The sequence below is a fragment of the Vibrio sp. UCD-FRSSP16_30 genome (assembly GCF_001676025.1).
Taxonomy (GTDB): domain Bacteria; phylum Pseudomonadota; class Gammaproteobacteria; order Enterobacterales; family Vibrionaceae; genus Vibrio.
In genome coordinates this window covers 51,756-69,829 of record NZ_LZFW01000010.1, presented here as the reverse complement: position 1 = coordinate 69,829, position 18,074 = coordinate 51,756, and the positions used below count along the sequence as shown (strand labels likewise).

Here is an 18,074-nt window from a genome sequence, read left to right as displayed (position 1 = left end):
ACATAGCCCAACCAATTGGTTTACGAGCAAACAAGTCCAGCACAACGGCTAGATAAGCCCAGCGATTCCCTGTCCAGACGTAGGTCACATCTCCAACCCACACCTGATTTGGAGACGTAACGGCAAACTGTCGGTCAAGGTGATTCGGGATCTCCACATGCTCGAGTGGCTGTTTCTTATATTTATGATTCGGTAGCTGCCGACTAACTAACCCTAGCTTTTTCATAATCTTAGTTGCGCGATAGCGACTCAAATTAACGCCAGCATTAGTTACTATGCCCGCAATTGTTCGAGCTCCTGCAGAGCCATTGCTGGCACTATAAGCTTCTTGCACAAGCGATCGAGTTTGAACCTCTAATGTAGGGATAGCTTTTGGTCGTCGCTTCCAATACTTGTAACTACTTCGATGAATGTCGAAGACGTGACATAGCGTAGTAATGCTGTAGCTCTGTTTGAGTCGCTCGATTATCGAGAATTTTTCAGTGAGTCCGACATCAACAGAGCTGTAGCCTTTTTTATGATTTCGTTGTGCTCTTCAAGCTCTGCGATCCGTTTTTTTAGCTCACGGATTTCAATTTGTTCTGGCGTTAACGGTGAGGCTTTGGGCGTAATGCCTTTCCGCTCTTGCTTGAGCTGCCTTACCCACTTGTCCATGGCTGACTTGCTAACATTCATGGCCTTGGCTGCCTCATCAACTGAGTACCCTTGGTCAACAACTAGCTGCGCTGCTTCAAGTTTGAATTCTGGGCTGAAAGTTCTTCTTGTACGTTTTGTCATAGTTCCACCTGTTGTGTACGAGGTGCATCTTAACACCTCTAATCAGGTGGCCAAATTCACTATGCCACTACAGGGTGTCAACATAGATTTATAACGAGATGAGGCAGGATGCATAGAATTGAAACGAAGAGAAATAGTTTCGATTTGACTCATGTTTGAATATTTTTAGTTGTTCTGCACCGTCAATATTGGACACAACTGTAAGCAATGTTCCATATCTGTAGTTGTTCATTAACTACTAATTTAGCAAGACCTGTAACTTAAACATGTCCAGATATATGCTAGAAGGATCTCTGTTAGCTCGTTTCTGCCTCAAATCATTTAGAGTGAAATTGATTTGATTAAAATTCTGTAATTTGCCAACCTGCTACATTCAAATACTAATACTTAGTCAAAGGATGGTAGAGGCCTTTATATAAAGGTGCTCGCTTTTGCGTTCTTGACGTTGCTTTTAACGGGTATGTTTTCTTAGGAAGATTGAGCTATGAACATTAGAGAAGCGACAAAAGATGATTGGGATTGTATCTGGCCTATTTTCAGTGAAATAGTTTCGGCTGGTGAAACATACGCTTATGATCCTGCTATGAGCAAAGAAGAAGCTAGGAGAATTTGGTTAGAACTTCCACGAAAAGTTTTTGTTTTCGAAGAAAACGATCATATTTTAGGTACCTATTATTTAAAGACAAACCAAGCAGGCCCTGGAAACCATGTTTGTAATTGCGGCTATATGGTTTCACCCCAAGCTAGGGGCAAAGGTCTTGCAACGTCTATGTGTGAGCACTCTCAAAAAGTTGCTATTGATCTAGGCTATAAAGCCATGCAATTTAATTTTGTCGCCTCAAGCAATGAAGGCGCTGTTCGATTATGGAATAAGCTAGGATTTGAAACGGTTGGCCACTTACCAAAGGCTTTTAATCACCTTAAATTAGGCTACCTAGACGCATTAGTTATGTACAAATGGCTAGAGGTGTAGACAAGTGAGTTTGTCCTGCTTCGAGCTAGCTTCGATAGCTAGCTCGTTTATTCCTTTCATCATTTTAGAACAGTATGAAGCAGAATTGCCTAAAATATACTGATCTGGCGACAAAACCCCTTACTGACGTTGCTACAAAGCTTTTTGATGTTTGAATTCTATTAATACACTTCTTCCTGATGGCGTTAGTGTATTTTGATAGTGCCAGCCATATTGCTTGATTAAACGCTCTGTTAACTCCAGCCCTAAGCCAAAACCTAATTGCTGCTCTGATTCATTTTCAGAGTGGTTGTAATTATCAATTCGCAGTTCTGTAGCAACTTGTTTTATCACGACTTCACCATGAGTCGTGTGTTGGAAAGCATTTCGAATTAAATTGGTAATGACGATTCTGCATAGACCTAAAGGCAGATCTAACTTGGTGTTATCTGATTCGAGAAAAACGTCAACTTGCTTACCATGTAGAACATAAAATAGTTCCTGTTTGATCTGCGTAACCAATTCACCAAGTGTGATGGTTGTGCTGGGTAAGCTTTTGTCTTCCTGACGATTGAGCCACAATAAGGTCTCCGTTAAATCTGTCATGGTAAATGCAGCGCGCTCTATTCGTTCGAGCACCTCTTCTTGTTTCGCTTTATCCACATCTTTACTGATCATTTTTCTCAATAATTCTGTGTTTGTACGCGTGACTGCAATTGGCGTTCTTAGTTCATGGCTTGCGTAGCCAAGGAACTGTTTCTCACGATCTAGGCTATCTTGTACCGAGCTCAAACTGGATTGAACAATACCAGCTAATGAATTTAACTCACTGTATTGAAAGTTCGGCACTGGTTGCTTTAGTTTCTCTTTATCCAGAGACTTGGCCCAGTCACGAAGATTCTCAACAGGTTCAGACATGATTCGTAAAATACCAAACAGTGCTGCAGAGAAAAAGAAAAGAGCCCCTAGCGCGATAAAAATGACGTAGAAGAAATACGGATTTTTTTCATTGCGAAAACGTGTATCGCTCGTTGTATTTGGAAGCTGAAGGCTGACATAAACAATGCTATCGTTCTCTACTACTTTCATAGCAAAGTAACCCGTTTTAGGGGGATCGATTAAAGGAATGCCGTCTATGTGTTTTATCAACTCATTTGGAGCCAAGTCAGCTTCCTTAAATTGATGTCGAATTGACTGTGGTAGGTCTTGCCAACGTGATGCTACGGTCGTTCTACCCAGTGTGATGGGATGGTTATCGGATGGCTTGGCTTGATGAGCTTGAGTGCGCATCGAGCTTTCCATTACGATATCCATACCAGAGAAGAAATAACTTATCGCAACACCTGACATGATAACGATCGTCATAGAGCCAACAAAAAACATTATCGCGAGAAAATAGAGTCTAAGGCTCTGTCTGATCTTCACTGTTTTTCCTCACGTTTAAAAGCAAAGCCACGTCCAACAATGGTATGAATGAGTTTACTTTTTTCCGCAGTATCGATGGCCTTGCGCAAATTGTGCATGTGAACTTTCAAACTATTGCTGTCTGGCTGATCGTCTCCCCACACACTTTTCATCAATTTTTCTCGAGACACAGTATTTGGGCTTTCTTGCATTAATATTTTTAATATCTTAATTGCTATGGGTGTGAGCTTAAGCTCGTCGCCATCGCGAATGACGGTTTGCGCCTGAGGGTCTAACTCAACGCCTTCAACTTTAAGTTGGGTGACTTGTCCGCTTCTTCTACGAGATAATGCTTGTGCGCGAACAATCAACTCTTCCATTGCAAATGGCTTAACTAAATAGTCATCTGCGCCTTTTGAAAAACCCGCTAATTTATCGTCTAAAGTGTCGCAAGCTGTCAGCATTAACACTGGAACATCAATGCCTAATGAACGTAGCTTTTCACAGACTTCCAAGCCATTCATTTTGGGTAAATTCAAATCCAATATCACCGCATCATAAGGATTTTGAGTGATGAGGGTAAAACCTGCCACCCCATTTGCCGCGTGATCACATTGAATATCTTCAAGTTCAAGATAATCAATAACGGCTTTTGCCAAATCTAGATCATCTTCAACTAATAGTAGTTTCAGCATTTCAGTGTTCATTTCTACCTCTAGCAGTTCCATTTTATGTGACCCAAGATATGAATATGTGGGATTGGAACCTTCACTAAAAAATTTAATAATTGTCGCGGTTATTGCCTATAGGAAGCAGACTGAACCGATGTATCAAATCACAATGGTTCAATCTGTTTCACTTGATCGCTATTTTACAGTGGAACGACTGTCCATTGCATAAGTTTTGGCTGTGCTTCGTCACACTGAATCAGTTCAAGTGGTCGTTTCACCCACGGACCCGCTTCTTGAGTTTCCGATGTTACCGCTAAACAGTAGCTTGTATCAGCTTTGAGCCTAAATGTTTGGTCTTTTTCTTGATAAACAAAACCTTGGTGCTTTGCATCGCTACACTCTAATAGTGCTAACTCACTTTTACCTGTTGCTAAAAGCCCCTGCATACACAGCCCTTCAAACGCATAAGATTGAATTTTATTCGTTGCAGTGTTGTATTCAAATCTCACATCATTTCCTGAATGATTACGAGGCGAACCTTCCTCTGGTTTAGGTTTACAAGTATGAGTCTGCAATAGCTCAGATTGACCTTTTCCGTAAGTATCAATACAAAAACCATAGCCGTTTGGTTCGTCTAAGTTATCACTTAAGACAATATATGGCGGATTGGTAGGGACATTGGGCTCTGCTGCAAAAAGGAAAGAAGGAGCAAAAATTAAGCTAGAAGCCACAATGAGTTTGATACGACGCTTTAGTTTCATATTGAATATATCCTTTATATTTATCGGTGTTGCTATTAAAAACGCCGAATTAGGGTTCTGATTAGACCAATTTTTAGTCAGTATCTTATTGGTTAAATATTTTGGTAAATTCAACAATTCGCGCGGCATTAACGCCTCTATCACTTCTGCCGATTCGAGACACACTGCGAATATCGATCCGACTTTCATTGTTTATCGGGGTGACTTTAACGACCACGTCGTCCATAAAGCCAAAGAAAGTGGTTTGAGCTGTCGCTTCAAAGCGTAATGCCTGTGGTTGTTGTGAAACAATTTCCCATCCTTTGTCTTTAGCAATATCCAGCGCTTTTGCATACGCATCGCTGGCAGAAAGGCTAGACAGAATAGGTTTTATGTATGGGTATGCTTTTGTCTGTATAGTCGCGACTTTTTCACCGGCATAAATCAACGAGTTTTTAGCGCCTGAGCGAGTGTCATCCAAGACTAAAAATGCAGGCGGGTTAGTGGTGTCGGTGGTAATGTCATGAATGGCAGGGGCACGTTTCGCCGGTAAAATAATGCCCTTGATCATTGGTGCGATAAGACCAACGCCTATTAATACAGCAACCAAAGACTTAATTATTCCAATACGATTACCAGTAACCCATTGTGAGATAAGCCCTAGCACGCTCAAGGTGAGTACAGACAGACCTATCGGGTTGAGATAATGTCGAATATAGCCAAAGCCAACGATAGGATCCCACAAACCCAAACGGGCACCAAAGATCATCACTGCCACCACAAGTACAGCAGCAATAGCGATGAGTAATAATAATGTTGCAATACGAGAGGTACGGCTGTTTGTCATTTTCTATCCAGTGAAAGTTATTTTTGTGAGTAATGATGAGCCACACTCAGGCTCACCATGACTTCATTTTTGCCGCGCTATATTTGTGTGCTGTGATTAGTATTCGATTTTTCACCTGATCTAAATAGCTTACAGATTAAGACAAAAAATAGTGGGGCGAAGTAAATCACTAGTAGCGTTGCTCCCATCATGCCACCCATTACCGATGTACCTATTGCGTTACGTGCATTAGCACCCGCACCGGTACTTAGAACCAGAGGTAATACGCCAAGTCCAAATGCCATTGAGGTCATGATGATTGGGCGCAGACGCATTTCACACGCTTGTACCGTTGCATCAATAATATTGACGCCTTTTTCATAAAGCTCTTTAGCAAATTCAACTATCAAGATGGCATTTTTAGCCGTCAAACCAATGGTGGTTAAGACGCCTACTTGGAAGTAAACATCGTTTTCCAGACCCCGTAGCATAATTGCGGCAAGAGCGCCGAGTATGCCTAGAGGAACTACAAGAATAATCGCTATTGGGATACTCCAACTTTCATACAAAGCAGCCAAACAGAGGAAGACCATCAAAATGGATATACCGTAAAGGATTGGGGCTTGGTTGCCTGCCTCAATCTCTTGATATGACATTCCTGTCCAACTTACCTGCACATCACTTGAAATCTGAGCGGCCAATCTGTCGATTTCAGCCATCGCTTCACCGGTACTGTAACCTGGGGCTGCTTCACCAACGATTTCTACCGCAGGGTTGCCGTTATAACGTTGTAACTGTGGAGAACCTTGCCCCCAGTGGTAAGTACTGAAAGCTGAGATTGGTACCATCTCACCCTTGTTATTGCGAACAAACCATAAGTTAAGGTCTTCTGGAGTCATGCGATATTGGGCGTCAGCCTGAATGTAAACCTTTTTAGAACGACCACGGTCGATAAAGTCATTCACATATGACGATGCCCAAGCAATGGATAGTGATTGGTTGATGTCCGTAATTTCTAGACCTAGCACTTTGGCTTTTTCATAGTCAACATCTAGGAACAGTTGCGCGGTGTCCTCTAAACCATTGGGTCTTGTTCTTTGTAGTAATGGGCTTTGCGCTATCGCTCCAAGCAACTGATTTCTAACTTCAATTAGTTTGTTATGACCGAGAGAACCGACATCTTCTAGATAGAAGTTAAAGCCTGTTGAAGTACCTAGCTCACGAATTGCAGGGCTACTAAAAGCAAAGATTTGCGCATCTTTATAATTAGAAAACCTACCCATAACTCGACCGATAATGGCATCAACATCGGTACCCGGCGCTGTTCTTTCTGACCAGTCTTTCAGACCGATGAATGCCATTGCAGCATTTTGTCCAGTACCAGAGAAATTAAATCCAGCAACAGTAAACACATGGTTAACGGTATCGGCCTCATTTTCTTCAAAGTAATCTTTAATATCCAACATCACATCTTGGGTTTTTTGCAATGTGGTTCCTGTTGGCGTGGTGACCATTACCATGAAGTCACCTTGGTCTTCATTGGGTAAGAACGAGCTTGGTAGCACGTTGTATAGGTAAGCGGTGCCTGCAAAAAGCATCAGGTATACAAAAACAAAGCGTAATGGGCGCTGTAAAGCGTGTTTAACTGAGCTTCGGTATTTGCTTGATAGTTTGTCAAACCCTCTGTTAAACAGTGCAAAAAACTTATTATTCGACTTCTTATCGACAGGCTTTAGCAATGTTGCACACAACACAGGGGTAAGAATTAATGCCACAACAACGGATAGCACCATTGCTGAGACTATGGTCAGTGAGAACTGTTTGTAAATAACGCCAGTTGAACCGGACATAAAGGCCATAGGGATAAATACCACCGACAACACCATCGTAATACCGATTAATGCGCTGGTAATTTGTCCCATTGATTTTTTGGTGGCTTCCAGAGGAGACAGGTTCTCGTCATGCATCAAACGCTCAACGTTTTCTACTACTACGATGGCATCATCAACCAGTAGACCGATGGCCAACACTAAGCCGAACATGGTCAGTGTGTTGATTGAGAAGCCTAATACCGACATCACACCAAACGTGCCAAGTAGTACCACTGGTACGGCAATAGTTGGGATCAAGGTTGCACGAAGGTTTTGTAAAAATAGCAACATGACGACAAAAACAAGCCCAACAGCTTCAAAGAGTGTTTTCACTACTTCGGAGATAGAGAGGCGAATGAATAAGTTGTTATCAGTCGTTTTAACCAGTGCCAGTCCGTCTGGAAAACCCTTTGCAAGTTGTGCCAGTTTTTCATCAACTGCATTTTGTGTATCTAAAGAGTTTGCGCCCGTTGCAAGGGTGATAGCGATACCTGACGAGTCTTTACCCATATAGGCCGGTATGGCTGAAGATTGTTCACTAGCAAGCTCTACACGCGCCACGTCTTTGAGCTTGATTTGAGAGCCGTCACTATCAACTTTGATTAAGATATCTTCAAACTCTTTAACGCTAGTCAACAGACTTTGCGCCGTGATGCTTGCGTTAATTAGCTGAGAATCAATGGCAGGGGTTCCGCCTAATTGTCCAACCGTTACTTGGCTATTTTGCACCGAAACCGCGTTAGATACGTCGACAGGTGTTAGGCTGTAACTGTTTAATTTTGCAGGGTCTAACCAGATGCGCATCGCATAAGATGGGCCAAAAATGGTCACCTCTCCCACACCGTTTACACGGCTCACGATGTCTTTAATGCTAGAGTTTGCGTAATCTTGAATATCACCTGCGCTCATGCTGCCGTCAGGAGAGTAAAGGTTGGTTACCGACATAAAACCTGAGGTACTCTTAGTGACAGAGGTTCCCTGATTTTGTACTGCGGTCGGCAGGCGATTACTGACTTGCTGTAAGCTGTTTTGCACCTGTACCTGAGCGATATCGGGATCGGTATCAGCACTAAAAGTTAATGTGATACTCGCTTTACCCGAAGAGTCACTTTTAGAGGCCATGTACAGCAGGTTATCCAAACCTGTCATGCCTTGTTCGATAACCTGAGTCACGCTGTCTTCAATGGTTTTTGCTGAAGCGCCCGGGTATGACGTTGAGATAGTGACAGCAGGGGGGGCGATTGTCGGATATTGCGCAACAGGCAAGGAGACGATTGCCGCAATCCCTGAAAGCATAATGACAATTGAAATTACCCAAGCAAAAATGGGTCTGTTAATAAAGAAGTTCGATAAGGACATGCTTTATTCCTCACTTATTAAAGCAGACTCAGTGCTTTTTGTACTGCTATCGACCACAACAGTAATATCATTTTTCATGTTGATGATATTGTTGATGACGACTTGATCACCATTAACCAGTCCCTCTTTAACTACCCAGCCGTTGCCCACTTCGTTGCCGAGAACCACCGCCTTTTTCTCTGTTTTATTCTCTTGGTTAACCACAAATACTGAAGGTTTCCCAGATTGGCTTCTTACCACAGCAGATTGCGGAACAACCAGATAGCCTCGAGCTTCTGGCATAGAGATATGGGCGCGCACATACATGCCCGCGAGCAAAGTATTGTCAGGGTTTGGAATGATAGCACGCAGTGTTACTGTACCTGTCGAGTCTGATACAAGCGTGTCAGAAAATGCTAAACGACCCGCTTCCTCATAAGTACTACCGTCTTCTAGGGTAAGCGAAACCGGGATTTCGGCATTTTTATCCTTAAAAGTATGAAATTCTTTTCTGATTTTAGTTATCGCCATCGAAGACTGCTGCATATCTATATAGACGTTTTCAGTTTGCACAATCGTTGTCAGATAAGAGGACTGTCCCGCAGTTAATAAAGAGCCTTCTGAGACTAAAGAAAGTCCCGCTTGACCGGCAATAGGCGCTTTAATTTTGGTATAAGACAGTTCAATTTTGGCGTAATTTAACTCAGCTTGGCGGATAGCAACTTCGGCTTGAGCTTCTTTATAAGCGGCATCTGCATCATCATAATTCTGTTGGCTGGTTAATTTTCTCTTCAGTAGCTTCTGATAGCGAACCGTCGTTTTTCTGTTTGTCTCTTCACTCGTTAAAGCTTTTGCTAACTGAGCCTGTGCACTATTAACGTTTGATTGATAAGTAGTAGGATCAATTTCATAAAGTACATCACCGGCTTTTACTCGAGAGCCTTCTTTGTATAAACGGCTTTTGAGAATGCCGGTTACTTGTGGTCTCACTTCTGCTTGTTTGAATGCAGTAATTCGCCCCGGCAACTCAGTTGTTAAACGTAATGTCGTCGGAGTTAAATCTAAAACATCGACATGTAGTGGACCGGAAGCCGGTCGATGATCCATAGCTTGTTCACCACAACCCAGCAATAAAGTGCTAGAGAGAAGTAGACCTAAAGGCAATTTTAACGAGTTGGGTAGAGACATAATGAAACCTTATCCTAGAAGCATAATTGCAGATATTGAAATAATGATAGCAACTGAATGGTTAAGGGGGGGTTAAGGCGCAGGGGTTTTATTTTAATAATTAGGGGATAGAGGGCAACAGTTCTTGGATGTACGGAAATTGCATTGCTTGTACAGCACTAACATGGGTATGTACTGCTGTTTGATACATGGCCATTCATGCAGAGGTAGCTGTATGTCTAGCACCCTATTTTGGTGGATAATACTGAGTCAATCTTACCTTCTCACTATTAACTCATTTCTTAAAATAGGGACGAGTGATAGGGCGAATGCATGAGTGAACACTTACCGATCAATCATATACATCATCTCCACAAGACGCCGTGAAATCATCCTTGATGGCTTCTTTGTGGCATCCATGCCACAAAGACTTGCTCCTATAATGCACATGATTTTGTTCAAATAACGTTCGTGATCTCACCCTAGGACGAGTGATTCGAATTCAATCAATATCGAATCACGTATTGATTTGAATAAAGGCAATACACGAATCATAACGAATTTGTTTAAAAATTTGCTTGTCCCACCTCAGTCCCTTTCTGCTGTGTATTTACACAGTTTATTAGGATTGCATTCGGTTTGAGTATGGAAATGCTTGTTTTGTCGAGGGTTCAGTCTCATTTTGTCGATGGAAAGTCAGGTAAGTTATTGTTAATAATAGGGTTAGTGTTATCTTATCCTAAGATAACGAGCATGGTTAAAAAGTGATAACACGCACGCTCGTTTTTACGTAAAGACAGAGTGCGAAATGAAATAGATATACATTATATTTCATGTGCTTATGGTAGATTGAATGAAAGTCAGGCAAGCAGAAAAACGAGCAGGCCAGTTATTAAGAATGTTAGGGAAATTCCAGTTTGGCATAAGGAATAAAAATGGCAAATATAGGTACAGTTGATTTTTATATTGGAGTGCCAAGCTTACCTCGTGAGGACTTTGAAAGTTATTCGACTCGGCTTTTTGATGAATGGGAATCTTATGTTGGGCAAAACTTAGAATTAAGTGATTACTCTCTTGTTTTAGAGGTTGAAGAGGGCTCAATAAAAGCCAAAGGAAAAATACTTGCAACTGCAAGTGTCTTGTATTTTGGTATTGCACAATATGGTTCATTTATCTCCGGTCTACAAACTATAAATAATCAAGTTAAGGCTGTTGGAGACTATCTTGGTGAAAGAGCTAGTTCACCATTCGATCTCAGTCTGGTACAGCCCAAATTACGAAAGCGAGGGGAATCTCTTACCCGCTTAGAAAACCTTTTTGTTAAAGTTCAGCGTGGCGAATTAACGGTCGAAATGGCAATGCAAGAAACGGAAGCTATTTTTGGTGAGGAGTTAGAAGGGGCTCCTGAGTTTTACAATGACCTCAAAGAGTCCTTGGAACAAACTTCAGTAATCCCGGAGCAAATGGAGCTGAAGCTTATAGACGCAAATGGAGAAGAGTTAACAAGTCCTCAACAACAGCCTAAACAGCCACGGAAACCTCAGCCAAGAACTCCAGCACCACCTGTAGACCAGTTTAGAGTTGAGGTTTGGCGTGAAACAAAAAATAGTAAAAGAAACGTCAAGGTTACGACTCTATAAAAATTGCCCTAACGAATAAGGATAAGTGTCGCCCGGCCGACACTTTATCTGAGTGTTGAACAAGCCCAATCGTGTAGTTGTCTTCTATTAGTAAATTGCTCTTTGGTGAGTAGCTTGAAATGAGCCTCTAAAATTAGAGGGTACTGAAAGTATGGATGATGAAGGTTCTTTTCTGCCGCCTAGCGACTTCGTCAATAATCGCCATTTTCGCTTTGCTCAATTCTGGCACACGTCACTTTCCGTTTAGCAAAGCGTTGGCTGTCATGGTACTTGCGAAACTCAAAGTGATAGAATAGTATCACTTAAGTGTCACTTTAGTATTCTTTTGGAGCAACAACTATGAAAGTTGAATTAGTTACTTCACTCAAACGCCAAGCTACAAAAATATTAGCAGATCTTCACGATAGTAAAGAGCCTGTCTTAATCACTGAGCACGGTAAACCTTCGGCATATTTAGTTGACGTTGATGACTATGAATTTATGCAAAATCGACTGGCTATCCTAGAGGGTATCGCTAGAGGTGAGCGTGCTATCGCCGATGGAAAAGTTACTTCCCATTCTGAAGCAAAAAATAAGCTATTAAAATGGCTGAAATAATTTGGACAGACCCAGCATTATCAGATTTAAACGATATTGCCGAATATATAGCACTGGAAAATATCGTTGCAGCTAAGCTTTTGGTGCAATCTGTTTTTGATAAAGTCGAAAGATTAGAGCTGTTTCCAGAATCAGGGCGCATTCCTCCAGAGCTACAACATTTAAGTTATCGGGAAGTTATCGCTAGTCCATGTCGTATTTTCTACAAAAAAGAGAGCGACAAAGTCTTTATCTTGTACGTAATGCGTGAAGAGCGAGATTTGAGAAGGTTCTTATTGAGTAAGTAGTAGGAGAAAGTGACAGTTAACGAATAAGGATAAGTGCCGCCCAACCGACACTTTATCTGGGTGTTGAACAAGCCCAATCGTGTAGTTGTCTTCTATTCGTAAATTGCTCTTTGGTGAGTAGTTTGAAATGAGCCTCATCTATTTTCTACAAGTCGTATGTAGTGGTGCGAGGCGGGGTGAGATCGCGAACGTTATTTGAACCAAATCATGTGCATTATCGGAACAACTCTTTGTGACATGGTTTTGTGGCATGAATGCCACATGAAGCCATCAAGGATGATTTCACGGCGTCTTGTGGAGATGATGATTAGTCGATAAGTGTTCACTCATGCGTTCGCCCTAACTTAAAGGGCTTCTTAATTGAAGCCCTTTAAGTATTTGTTAGTGATGACTTTTGATGCCAATCGCTGTTAGTCACGGAATCATTTTCAGTTTATTTGGGTAATAAAGGTTTGCTCGTCATCCATAAAAGCCACAAAGCCTCCGTGATAGATAAACACTCGACCACGCCCCTCAACTAGGCAGGCAAGCTGTGGGTTCAAATCTTCTTCGTTATTCTGGCTTTGGAAAGTGCCGGTATCGGTGATTACGCCGCTGAGTGTAGGCAAATACCCATAAGTGCGCTTGGCTTGATCAATCAGGTGCAATTCGCTGGCTCTAGAGAAGCAAGAGGGGATCGCACCTGCATCTTCAATAAATATAGTTTTAAATTCTTCAAAAGCTGTAATCACCAGCCAGTCGATGTCGTTAACATGATGGATAAACATTTTTATAAATACCTAGTCTCGGTAATTCTGATGCGGAGATTCTATCACTATCAGGGCAGAACATAGCAGAGATTTAGTTGCTAAAGGCGGTAATTCGGTGTCATTTTCGGATATTTACTCGGTTAACTTAAAGCATGTTTTGCCCCTTTTTAAGCTAGGGCATTGAGTCATCACATTTTGAGGTCTGGGGATTGGACAACATTGAAGCGTGTTAATATCAATAGGTATGTCCAGTGTTAGTTATCCACAGTGGTATATGGAGTACTGCATAGTCCAACTTATGTTAGACTCTCGCCATCCGCGAGATAAGTGTTCTTATCTATCAGCGTGAGGCATAAATGGCCATTTTATTTTTTACATAGGTATATCAATGAGCAAATTGAGTTCAGCAGAGCGCAAAGCACGTGACAATGAGCGTTTTTCACAACGTGTAAGTGAACGCAGAGAGAAGGGTGAAGATATCGTTGCGTACGCACTTTCAAACAAGAAGGCGATTAAGTTTCTGACGAAGTCAGAAAAAAAAGCCCTGAACGAACGTAAAGCAGCCGTTAAAAAAGAACTTGAATTAAAAGAGCAAGAAGAGCTTAAAAGAATTGAAGAGTCTTTCTCTGTTGATGAACACCAAGATTAATGAGTAACTAGAAAAAGAAGTCTCAAACAGTGCCTCGTTAAACTTTGGGACTAGAGCGATTGAACGCACCTAGCCTAATAACCCTGTCCAGAGGCTTCTCAGAATGATGCTCCATTGTGCGCGTCGACCGATTGAGCACATTCTTCACCAAAGCATCATTTGGCTTACTTTTTTCATGCTTAGAACGCTAACTATCTGACCAAATTTGCTAATCCACTATACTGTTAGTTGTTGGGAGTGGTTAAACAGCACTTTTACCTTGTAAAAGATGGCCTCTAAAGGACTTATTGCCATTAAATTGTCGTATTTTCGAGCTTATTGCGACGAATTGGTAAAAAGTCTGCCGTTCCGATACAGTTTGTTTTACAATCTGCGACCGTATTTTTGGTTATGCTTTACGTGGTCGTAGCCGTTTAATTTTAGGAACACTACAATGTCATTTTCATCTCAGAATTTTTCTCCAGAAATTGTGAAAGCACTGTCAGAGTGCGGCTACGAAAAACTTACTCCTGTTCAGCAAAAAGCGATCCCACTCGCTCGTAAAGGGTACGATATCTTAGCGAATGCTCAAACAGGGACAGGCAAAACTGCCGCTTTCGCTCTGCCTATTATTCAGCAGCTATTAGACAAGAACAAAGCGAATAACCATTTTCAAACACGAGCACTGATTCTTGCACCAACTCGTGAATTGGCTGCACAGATTGCGCACAGCATTGAAGATTATATTAAGTACACATCATTGAGTGTTGCTGCCATTTATGGTGGCGTGAAAATGTCATCTCAGGTGCAAAAGCTAAAGAACGGTGTCGACATTTTAGTGGCAACACCAGGTCGCTTAATTGAGCATCTGGATGAAAAAAGTGTTTCCCTACTGAACCTTGAGTTCTTGGTTTTTGATGAAGCCGACCGTATGTTAGACATGGGCTTTATTTCATCAATTGAAACCATTATGTCTGGTGTTTCAACTAAGCCACAGACTATGCTGTTTTCGGCGACGTTCTCTCCGCAAATGAACAAACTTGCGGCTGAAATGTTGAATCAACCGAAAAGAGTATCTGTAGCCCAAGAGAATGTGACGGCAAACACTATCTCGCATGTGGTTTACCCAGTAGACCAAGAAAGAAAGTATGAAATGCTATCTGAACTTATTGGTCGTAAAAACTGGCAACAGGTATTGGTCTTTGTAAACTACAAAGAAACGGCCAACATGTTATTGAAAGAACTCAAACTGGACGGCATTAAAGCGGTACTATGTCACGGTGATAAAGCACAAAGTGCCCGTCGTAGAGCGCTTGATGAGTTTAAAGAAGGTAAGGCGCGTGTGATGATTGCAACCGATGTGGCAGCTCGCGGCTTAGATATTAAAGACCTTCCGCACGTAGTGAATTTCGATATGCCATTTTTGGCAGAAGATTATGTTCACCGTATTGGCCGCACAGGCCGAGCTGGCCAAAAAGGACAGGCTGTGTCTTTTGTCAGTCGTGAAGAAGAACTGACGCTGCAACAAGTAGAGTCGTTAATTGGTCATACGATTCGACGTGTAGAACAGGCAGGGTACGAGCCTAAAAGCCGTGATGCACTATTGCAGAAAATGCACAGCAAACCAGCGTTCAAAGACCGCAAAACTCGCATGAACAACCCTTCTGATGCTAGCCAGGGTTCTGCTGAGAAATACGCTCGATTACGTAGCATGGTGAAAAATAGAACCGCAGCCACTAAGAAGTAAGTGAGTCAAAGTTAACGTACATTAAACGCCGATTATGCAAATTAATCGGCGTTTTTTTTCATTTTTTCGGAGAGATTTCTTTCTACCCTCGCTCTATTTCCAACCTTCGATTTTCATGCTTGTTCAATAACTCATAAGAGATTAAATTTTAGCTATCTGGCCAAACTTGCTCAATCACTGATGTAAGGCATCAAGAGAAGAAAGAGCGTCAGGAGCAAGGACAGTCGGGGCTGAGCTAAACAAAGTCCCCTATCTAGAAGTTCATGCAAAGCCAGTTTCTTTGGAAGGTTGGTCTTTTACTCGACTCGCTCAGCAAGGAAGATACCTTAAGCCCGAACGTTGAAAAGTCGTGATTTTCACAATCTTTGTTTTCATTCCTATGAGAGGTGCTAGCTGGGTATATATTAAAACTTCTTAAATATCATGGACGTAAGTATTAAAATGAAAACAAGAAACTATGTCACAGCGAGCTTTCTAACCGCTATTGCTATTGCCGTTAGTGGCTGCTCTCAAACTCCAGCGCAAACGGAGTCATTTGACTTTACGATAGCTAATTCCACCATCAACCCAAATCTGTCTTCTGGTTCAGCAATGGTGGTAAACAATAATAAAATTATTGTTGCAGGTGATGACTCACCGTGGTTATTTGATGTGGCTGATGACTTTTCCATTGATAACAAAACTCTTATCGATAACTTCCCAGTCAATGGAGACAACCGCATAGCCCACGCAACAAAACCTGATTTTGAGGCCATGACGCAGCTGAATTACCACAATCAACCTTATTACTTTGTGGTTGGTTCGGGCAGCAAAAAAGAGTTGCGTGAAAATGCGTATCTAATCCCAGTTGATGGTGGGGATAACATCAAGCTATCGCTGTCTCAATTCTATGCCGATTTACACAGCGCTGCGGGCTTCAAAGACGAAGAAAAAATAAACATTGAAGGCATTGCAAATTCTGCAGATGAAACTTACATTTTCAACCGTGGTAATGAAGGTAAGAATGCAATCTTCAAGATGAAAACCGAGGATATGTTGAGTTATCTGCAAGGTCAAACCAATCATATTCCTTCGTTGGATGTTGTGGAAATTACGTTGCCTAGTATCAACGGCGTACAGGCTTGCTTAGCTGGTGCAGATTTCTGGCAAAGTAATAACAGTTTGATTTATACCGCTTCGGTTGAAGGCAATAATTCAAGCAGCGTGAATGATGGCGCGATTCAAGGAAGTTTTGTTGGGGTGCTACCTGTAGATGCACTTAACAACCAAGATAGTCTTGATCTTACGCCTTATAGCCAGTTGATACAAAGTGGTGGTCAACCTGTGATCACGAAAGCGGAATCTATTGCGGTTGATAAGCAAAATAGTGAGCAAGTATCGGGTTATGTGGTGAGTGATAATGACAATGGTACAAGCCAGTTCTTTACCTTCACGATTCATCAGCCTGCCGCTTTGTAATTTTTAGCGAGTAGAACAAAAAAGCCTGATGAGTTTCCTCATCAGGCTTTTTATTTTTACTTAAAAAAGTGTTGTTCCCTCCAAGAAATCCACCTCAAATAAGAACTGGGAACCAATCGATTATGCGTGAAGTCCCGACCACTACACGGTAGTGGATTCAACATTGTCTCATTGGCCTAATCTACTGTTTCATCAGTTTCTATGATTGTTGTGCCAATGCCTGTACTCAACCAACAAGAACTTAAACGAGGATTGATTATGTTTATCGTATCTTTAACTTATATTTGTGAAATGTCAGAGGTTGATAAGCACCTTGAAGCTCATATTGAGTACCTAAATAAGTACTATGAGTTAGGCGTTTTCATTGCTTCAGGGAGAAAAGTCCCCCGCAATGGTGGAGTTATCTTTGCACAAGCTGAAAATCGCAGTGAATTAGAGGTAGTACTAAACGATGACCCTTTTAAAATTTATAATCTAGCCAATTACGAACTAACTGAGTTTGTACCAAGCAAGACATCCCTTGAGCTTGCTTTTTTAATCAATTAATACTCTCTGTAAACCTAAATGGATCAAATGAGTTGAATGGATTTATCAGCAAACTCGTTTATGCCCAGAATCTTCACAGTTGCACTTCGTAACTCGGAAGTTGCCCACTGCGTGTTTGGGAGATAGCTGAGCCTAAATTAAGACCCTGCATATAATTTACCTTTTCTTACCCCCAAACTCTAACTATGTGGTCAAGCTTTCTAATCCATGACACTTTCTCCCACTTTAAAACTCGTATCTATTTCTGCAAACCTAATTTAAATGGAATAACTAATAGTATTTATATAGTTAATCCGTATATAAAACTCATAGATATGCGTACTTAGTACGCATATAATTCGAATCTAGTACGTTATTGATGAATCCAAATAAAGAGATTTAGGCGATGAAAAAGTTAATTCTAGCGATAATAACAACAGCAACCTTAGGAGGTAGTAACAACTAATTTCGTGCAGAGCATTGTTGATACATATATTGAGCCACAGTAATTAACTGCTGAAGAGACTGTCTTAAACGCAGCTCTAAATAGATCAGATAAATTGCTAGTTCGTTTATGCCCAAAAGTGAGTCAGAGCTAGGTTTAAGTTGAACAAAAAGCGCTGTAATTTAACTTGAGTTTTCTCATGCACAGAACTCTAACCATGTAACCAAAGCTTCTAGTCCACTACAAATTAAA

Annotated in this window: 15 protein-coding genes and 1 pseudogene; 8 read left to right on the top strand and 8 right to left on the bottom strand. The window is 41.5% G+C overall.

The features are described from left to right. Nucleotides 1–777 (bottom strand): annotated as a pseudogene (locus tag A9260_RS16585) (IS3 family transposase); the annotation flags it as partial. 484 nt (nucleotides 778–1,261) lie between these two features. Here A9260_RS16585 and A9260_RS06650 point away from each other — a divergent pair. Continuing rightward, the gene (locus tag A9260_RS06650) at nucleotides 1,262–1,750 is read left to right on the top strand and encodes a GNAT family N-acetyltransferase (protein WP_068697391.1); all 489 of its coding nucleotides are present in this window, start codon (nucleotides 1,262–1,264) and stop codon (nucleotides 1,748–1,750) included. 132 nt (nucleotides 1,751–1,882) lie between these two features. Here A9260_RS06650 and A9260_RS06645 read toward each other — a convergent pair whose 3' ends face one another. The 6 genes from A9260_RS06645 to A9260_RS06620 all read right to left on the bottom strand — a co-directional run bounded on the left by A9260_RS06645 (nucleotide 1,883) and on the right by A9260_RS06620 (nucleotide 9,767). After that, a complete protein-coding gene (locus A9260_RS06645; protein ID WP_068697389.1) occupies nucleotides 1,883–3,154 on the bottom strand; it encodes a sensor histidine kinase in 1,272 nt (423 codons plus the stop codon). Further along, a complete protein-coding gene (locus A9260_RS06640) occupies nucleotides 3,151–3,861 on the bottom strand; it encodes a response regulator transcription factor (protein WP_269451476.1) in 711 nt (236 codons plus the stop codon). Before A9260_RS06640 ends, A9260_RS06645 begins: the two co-directional genes overlap by 4 nt. Nucleotides 3,862–4,004: 143 nt before the next feature. Next, nucleotides 4,005–4,565, bottom strand: coding sequence for a ricin-type beta-trefoil lectin domain protein (locus tag A9260_RS06635; protein ID WP_068697387.1), 561 nt, complete (start codon nucleotides 4,563–4,565; stop codon nucleotides 4,005–4,007). Nucleotides 4,566–4,650: 85 nt separating this feature from the next. Next, nucleotides 4,651–5,391 (bottom strand): DUF1499 domain-containing protein, encoded by a 741-nt coding sequence (locus A9260_RS06630; RefSeq protein ID WP_068697385.1) that lies wholly within the window; start codon nucleotides 5,389–5,391, stop codon nucleotides 4,651–4,653. 77 nt (nucleotides 5,392–5,468) lie between these two features. Then, on the bottom strand, nucleotides 5,469–8,600 hold the full coding sequence (locus A9260_RS06625; protein ID WP_068697383.1) for an efflux RND transporter permease subunit: 3,132 nt from the start codon (nucleotides 8,598–8,600) through the stop codon (nucleotides 5,469–5,471). A gap of 3 nt (nucleotides 8,601–8,603) precedes the next feature. Beyond that, nucleotides 8,604–9,767 (bottom strand): efflux RND transporter periplasmic adaptor subunit, encoded by a 1,164-nt coding sequence (locus tag A9260_RS06620; protein ID WP_068697381.1) that lies wholly within the window; start codon nucleotides 9,765–9,767, stop codon nucleotides 8,604–8,606. A 914-nt stretch (nucleotides 9,768–10,681) separates the two neighbouring features. On the opposite strand from A9260_RS06620, the gene A9260_RS06615 reads away from it, so the two are divergent. The 3 genes from A9260_RS06615 (at nucleotide 10,682) to A9260_RS06605 (ending at nucleotide 12,270) form a co-directional block, all read left to right on the top strand. Continuing rightward, complete coding sequence (locus A9260_RS06615) at nucleotides 10,682–11,386, top strand: hypothetical protein (RefSeq protein WP_068697379.1); 705 nt, start codon at nucleotides 10,682–10,684, stop codon at nucleotides 11,384–11,386. Between the two features lie 339 nt (nucleotides 11,387–11,725). Further along, complete coding sequence (locus A9260_RS06610) at nucleotides 11,726–11,983, top strand: type II toxin-antitoxin system Phd/YefM family antitoxin (protein ID WP_068697376.1); 258 nt, start codon at nucleotides 11,726–11,728, stop codon at nucleotides 11,981–11,983. Next, nucleotides 11,971–12,270 (top strand): type II toxin-antitoxin system RelE/ParE family toxin, encoded by a 300-nt coding sequence (locus A9260_RS06605; RefSeq protein ID WP_068697375.1) that lies wholly within the window; start codon nucleotides 11,971–11,973, stop codon nucleotides 12,268–12,270. Before A9260_RS06610 ends, A9260_RS06605 begins: the two co-directional genes overlap by 13 nt. A 428-nt stretch (nucleotides 12,271–12,698) precedes the next feature. Here A9260_RS06605 and A9260_RS06600 read toward each other — a convergent pair whose 3' ends face one another. After that, nucleotides 12,699–13,037 (bottom strand): cytosolic protein, encoded by a 339-nt coding sequence (locus A9260_RS06600; protein ID WP_068697373.1) that lies wholly within the window; start codon nucleotides 13,035–13,037, stop codon nucleotides 12,699–12,701. 370 nt (nucleotides 13,038–13,407) lie between these two features. Between A9260_RS06600 and A9260_RS06595 the strand changes: the two genes are divergently transcribed. The 4 genes from A9260_RS06595 to A9260_RS06580 all read left to right on the top strand — a co-directional run bounded on the left by A9260_RS06595 (nucleotide 13,408) and on the right by A9260_RS06580 (nucleotide 17,398). Then, nucleotides 13,408–13,668: a DNA polymerase III subunit epsilon gene (locus A9260_RS06595; protein WP_068697370.1), complete on the top strand. Its 261-nt coding sequence runs from the start codon at nucleotides 13,408–13,410 to the stop codon at nucleotides 13,666–13,668. A 433-nt stretch (nucleotides 13,669–14,101) separates the two neighbouring features. Further along, nucleotides 14,102–15,394, top strand: coding sequence for a DEAD/DEAH box helicase (locus A9260_RS06590; protein ID WP_068697368.1), 1,293 nt, complete (start codon nucleotides 14,102–14,104; stop codon nucleotides 15,392–15,394). 441 nt (nucleotides 15,395–15,835) lie between these two features. Then, on the top strand, nucleotides 15,836–16,852 hold the full coding sequence (locus tag A9260_RS06585) for a DUF6929 family protein (RefSeq protein ID WP_068697366.1): 1,017 nt from the start codon (nucleotides 15,836–15,838) through the stop codon (nucleotides 16,850–16,852). Between the two features lie 258 nt (nucleotides 16,853–17,110). Further along, nucleotides 17,111–17,398, top strand: a complete 288-nt coding sequence (locus tag A9260_RS06580) for a YciI family protein (RefSeq protein ID WP_068697399.1) — start codon at nucleotides 17,111–17,113, stop codon at nucleotides 17,396–17,398. The last annotated feature ends 676 nt before the right edge of the window (nucleotides 17,399–18,074 follow it).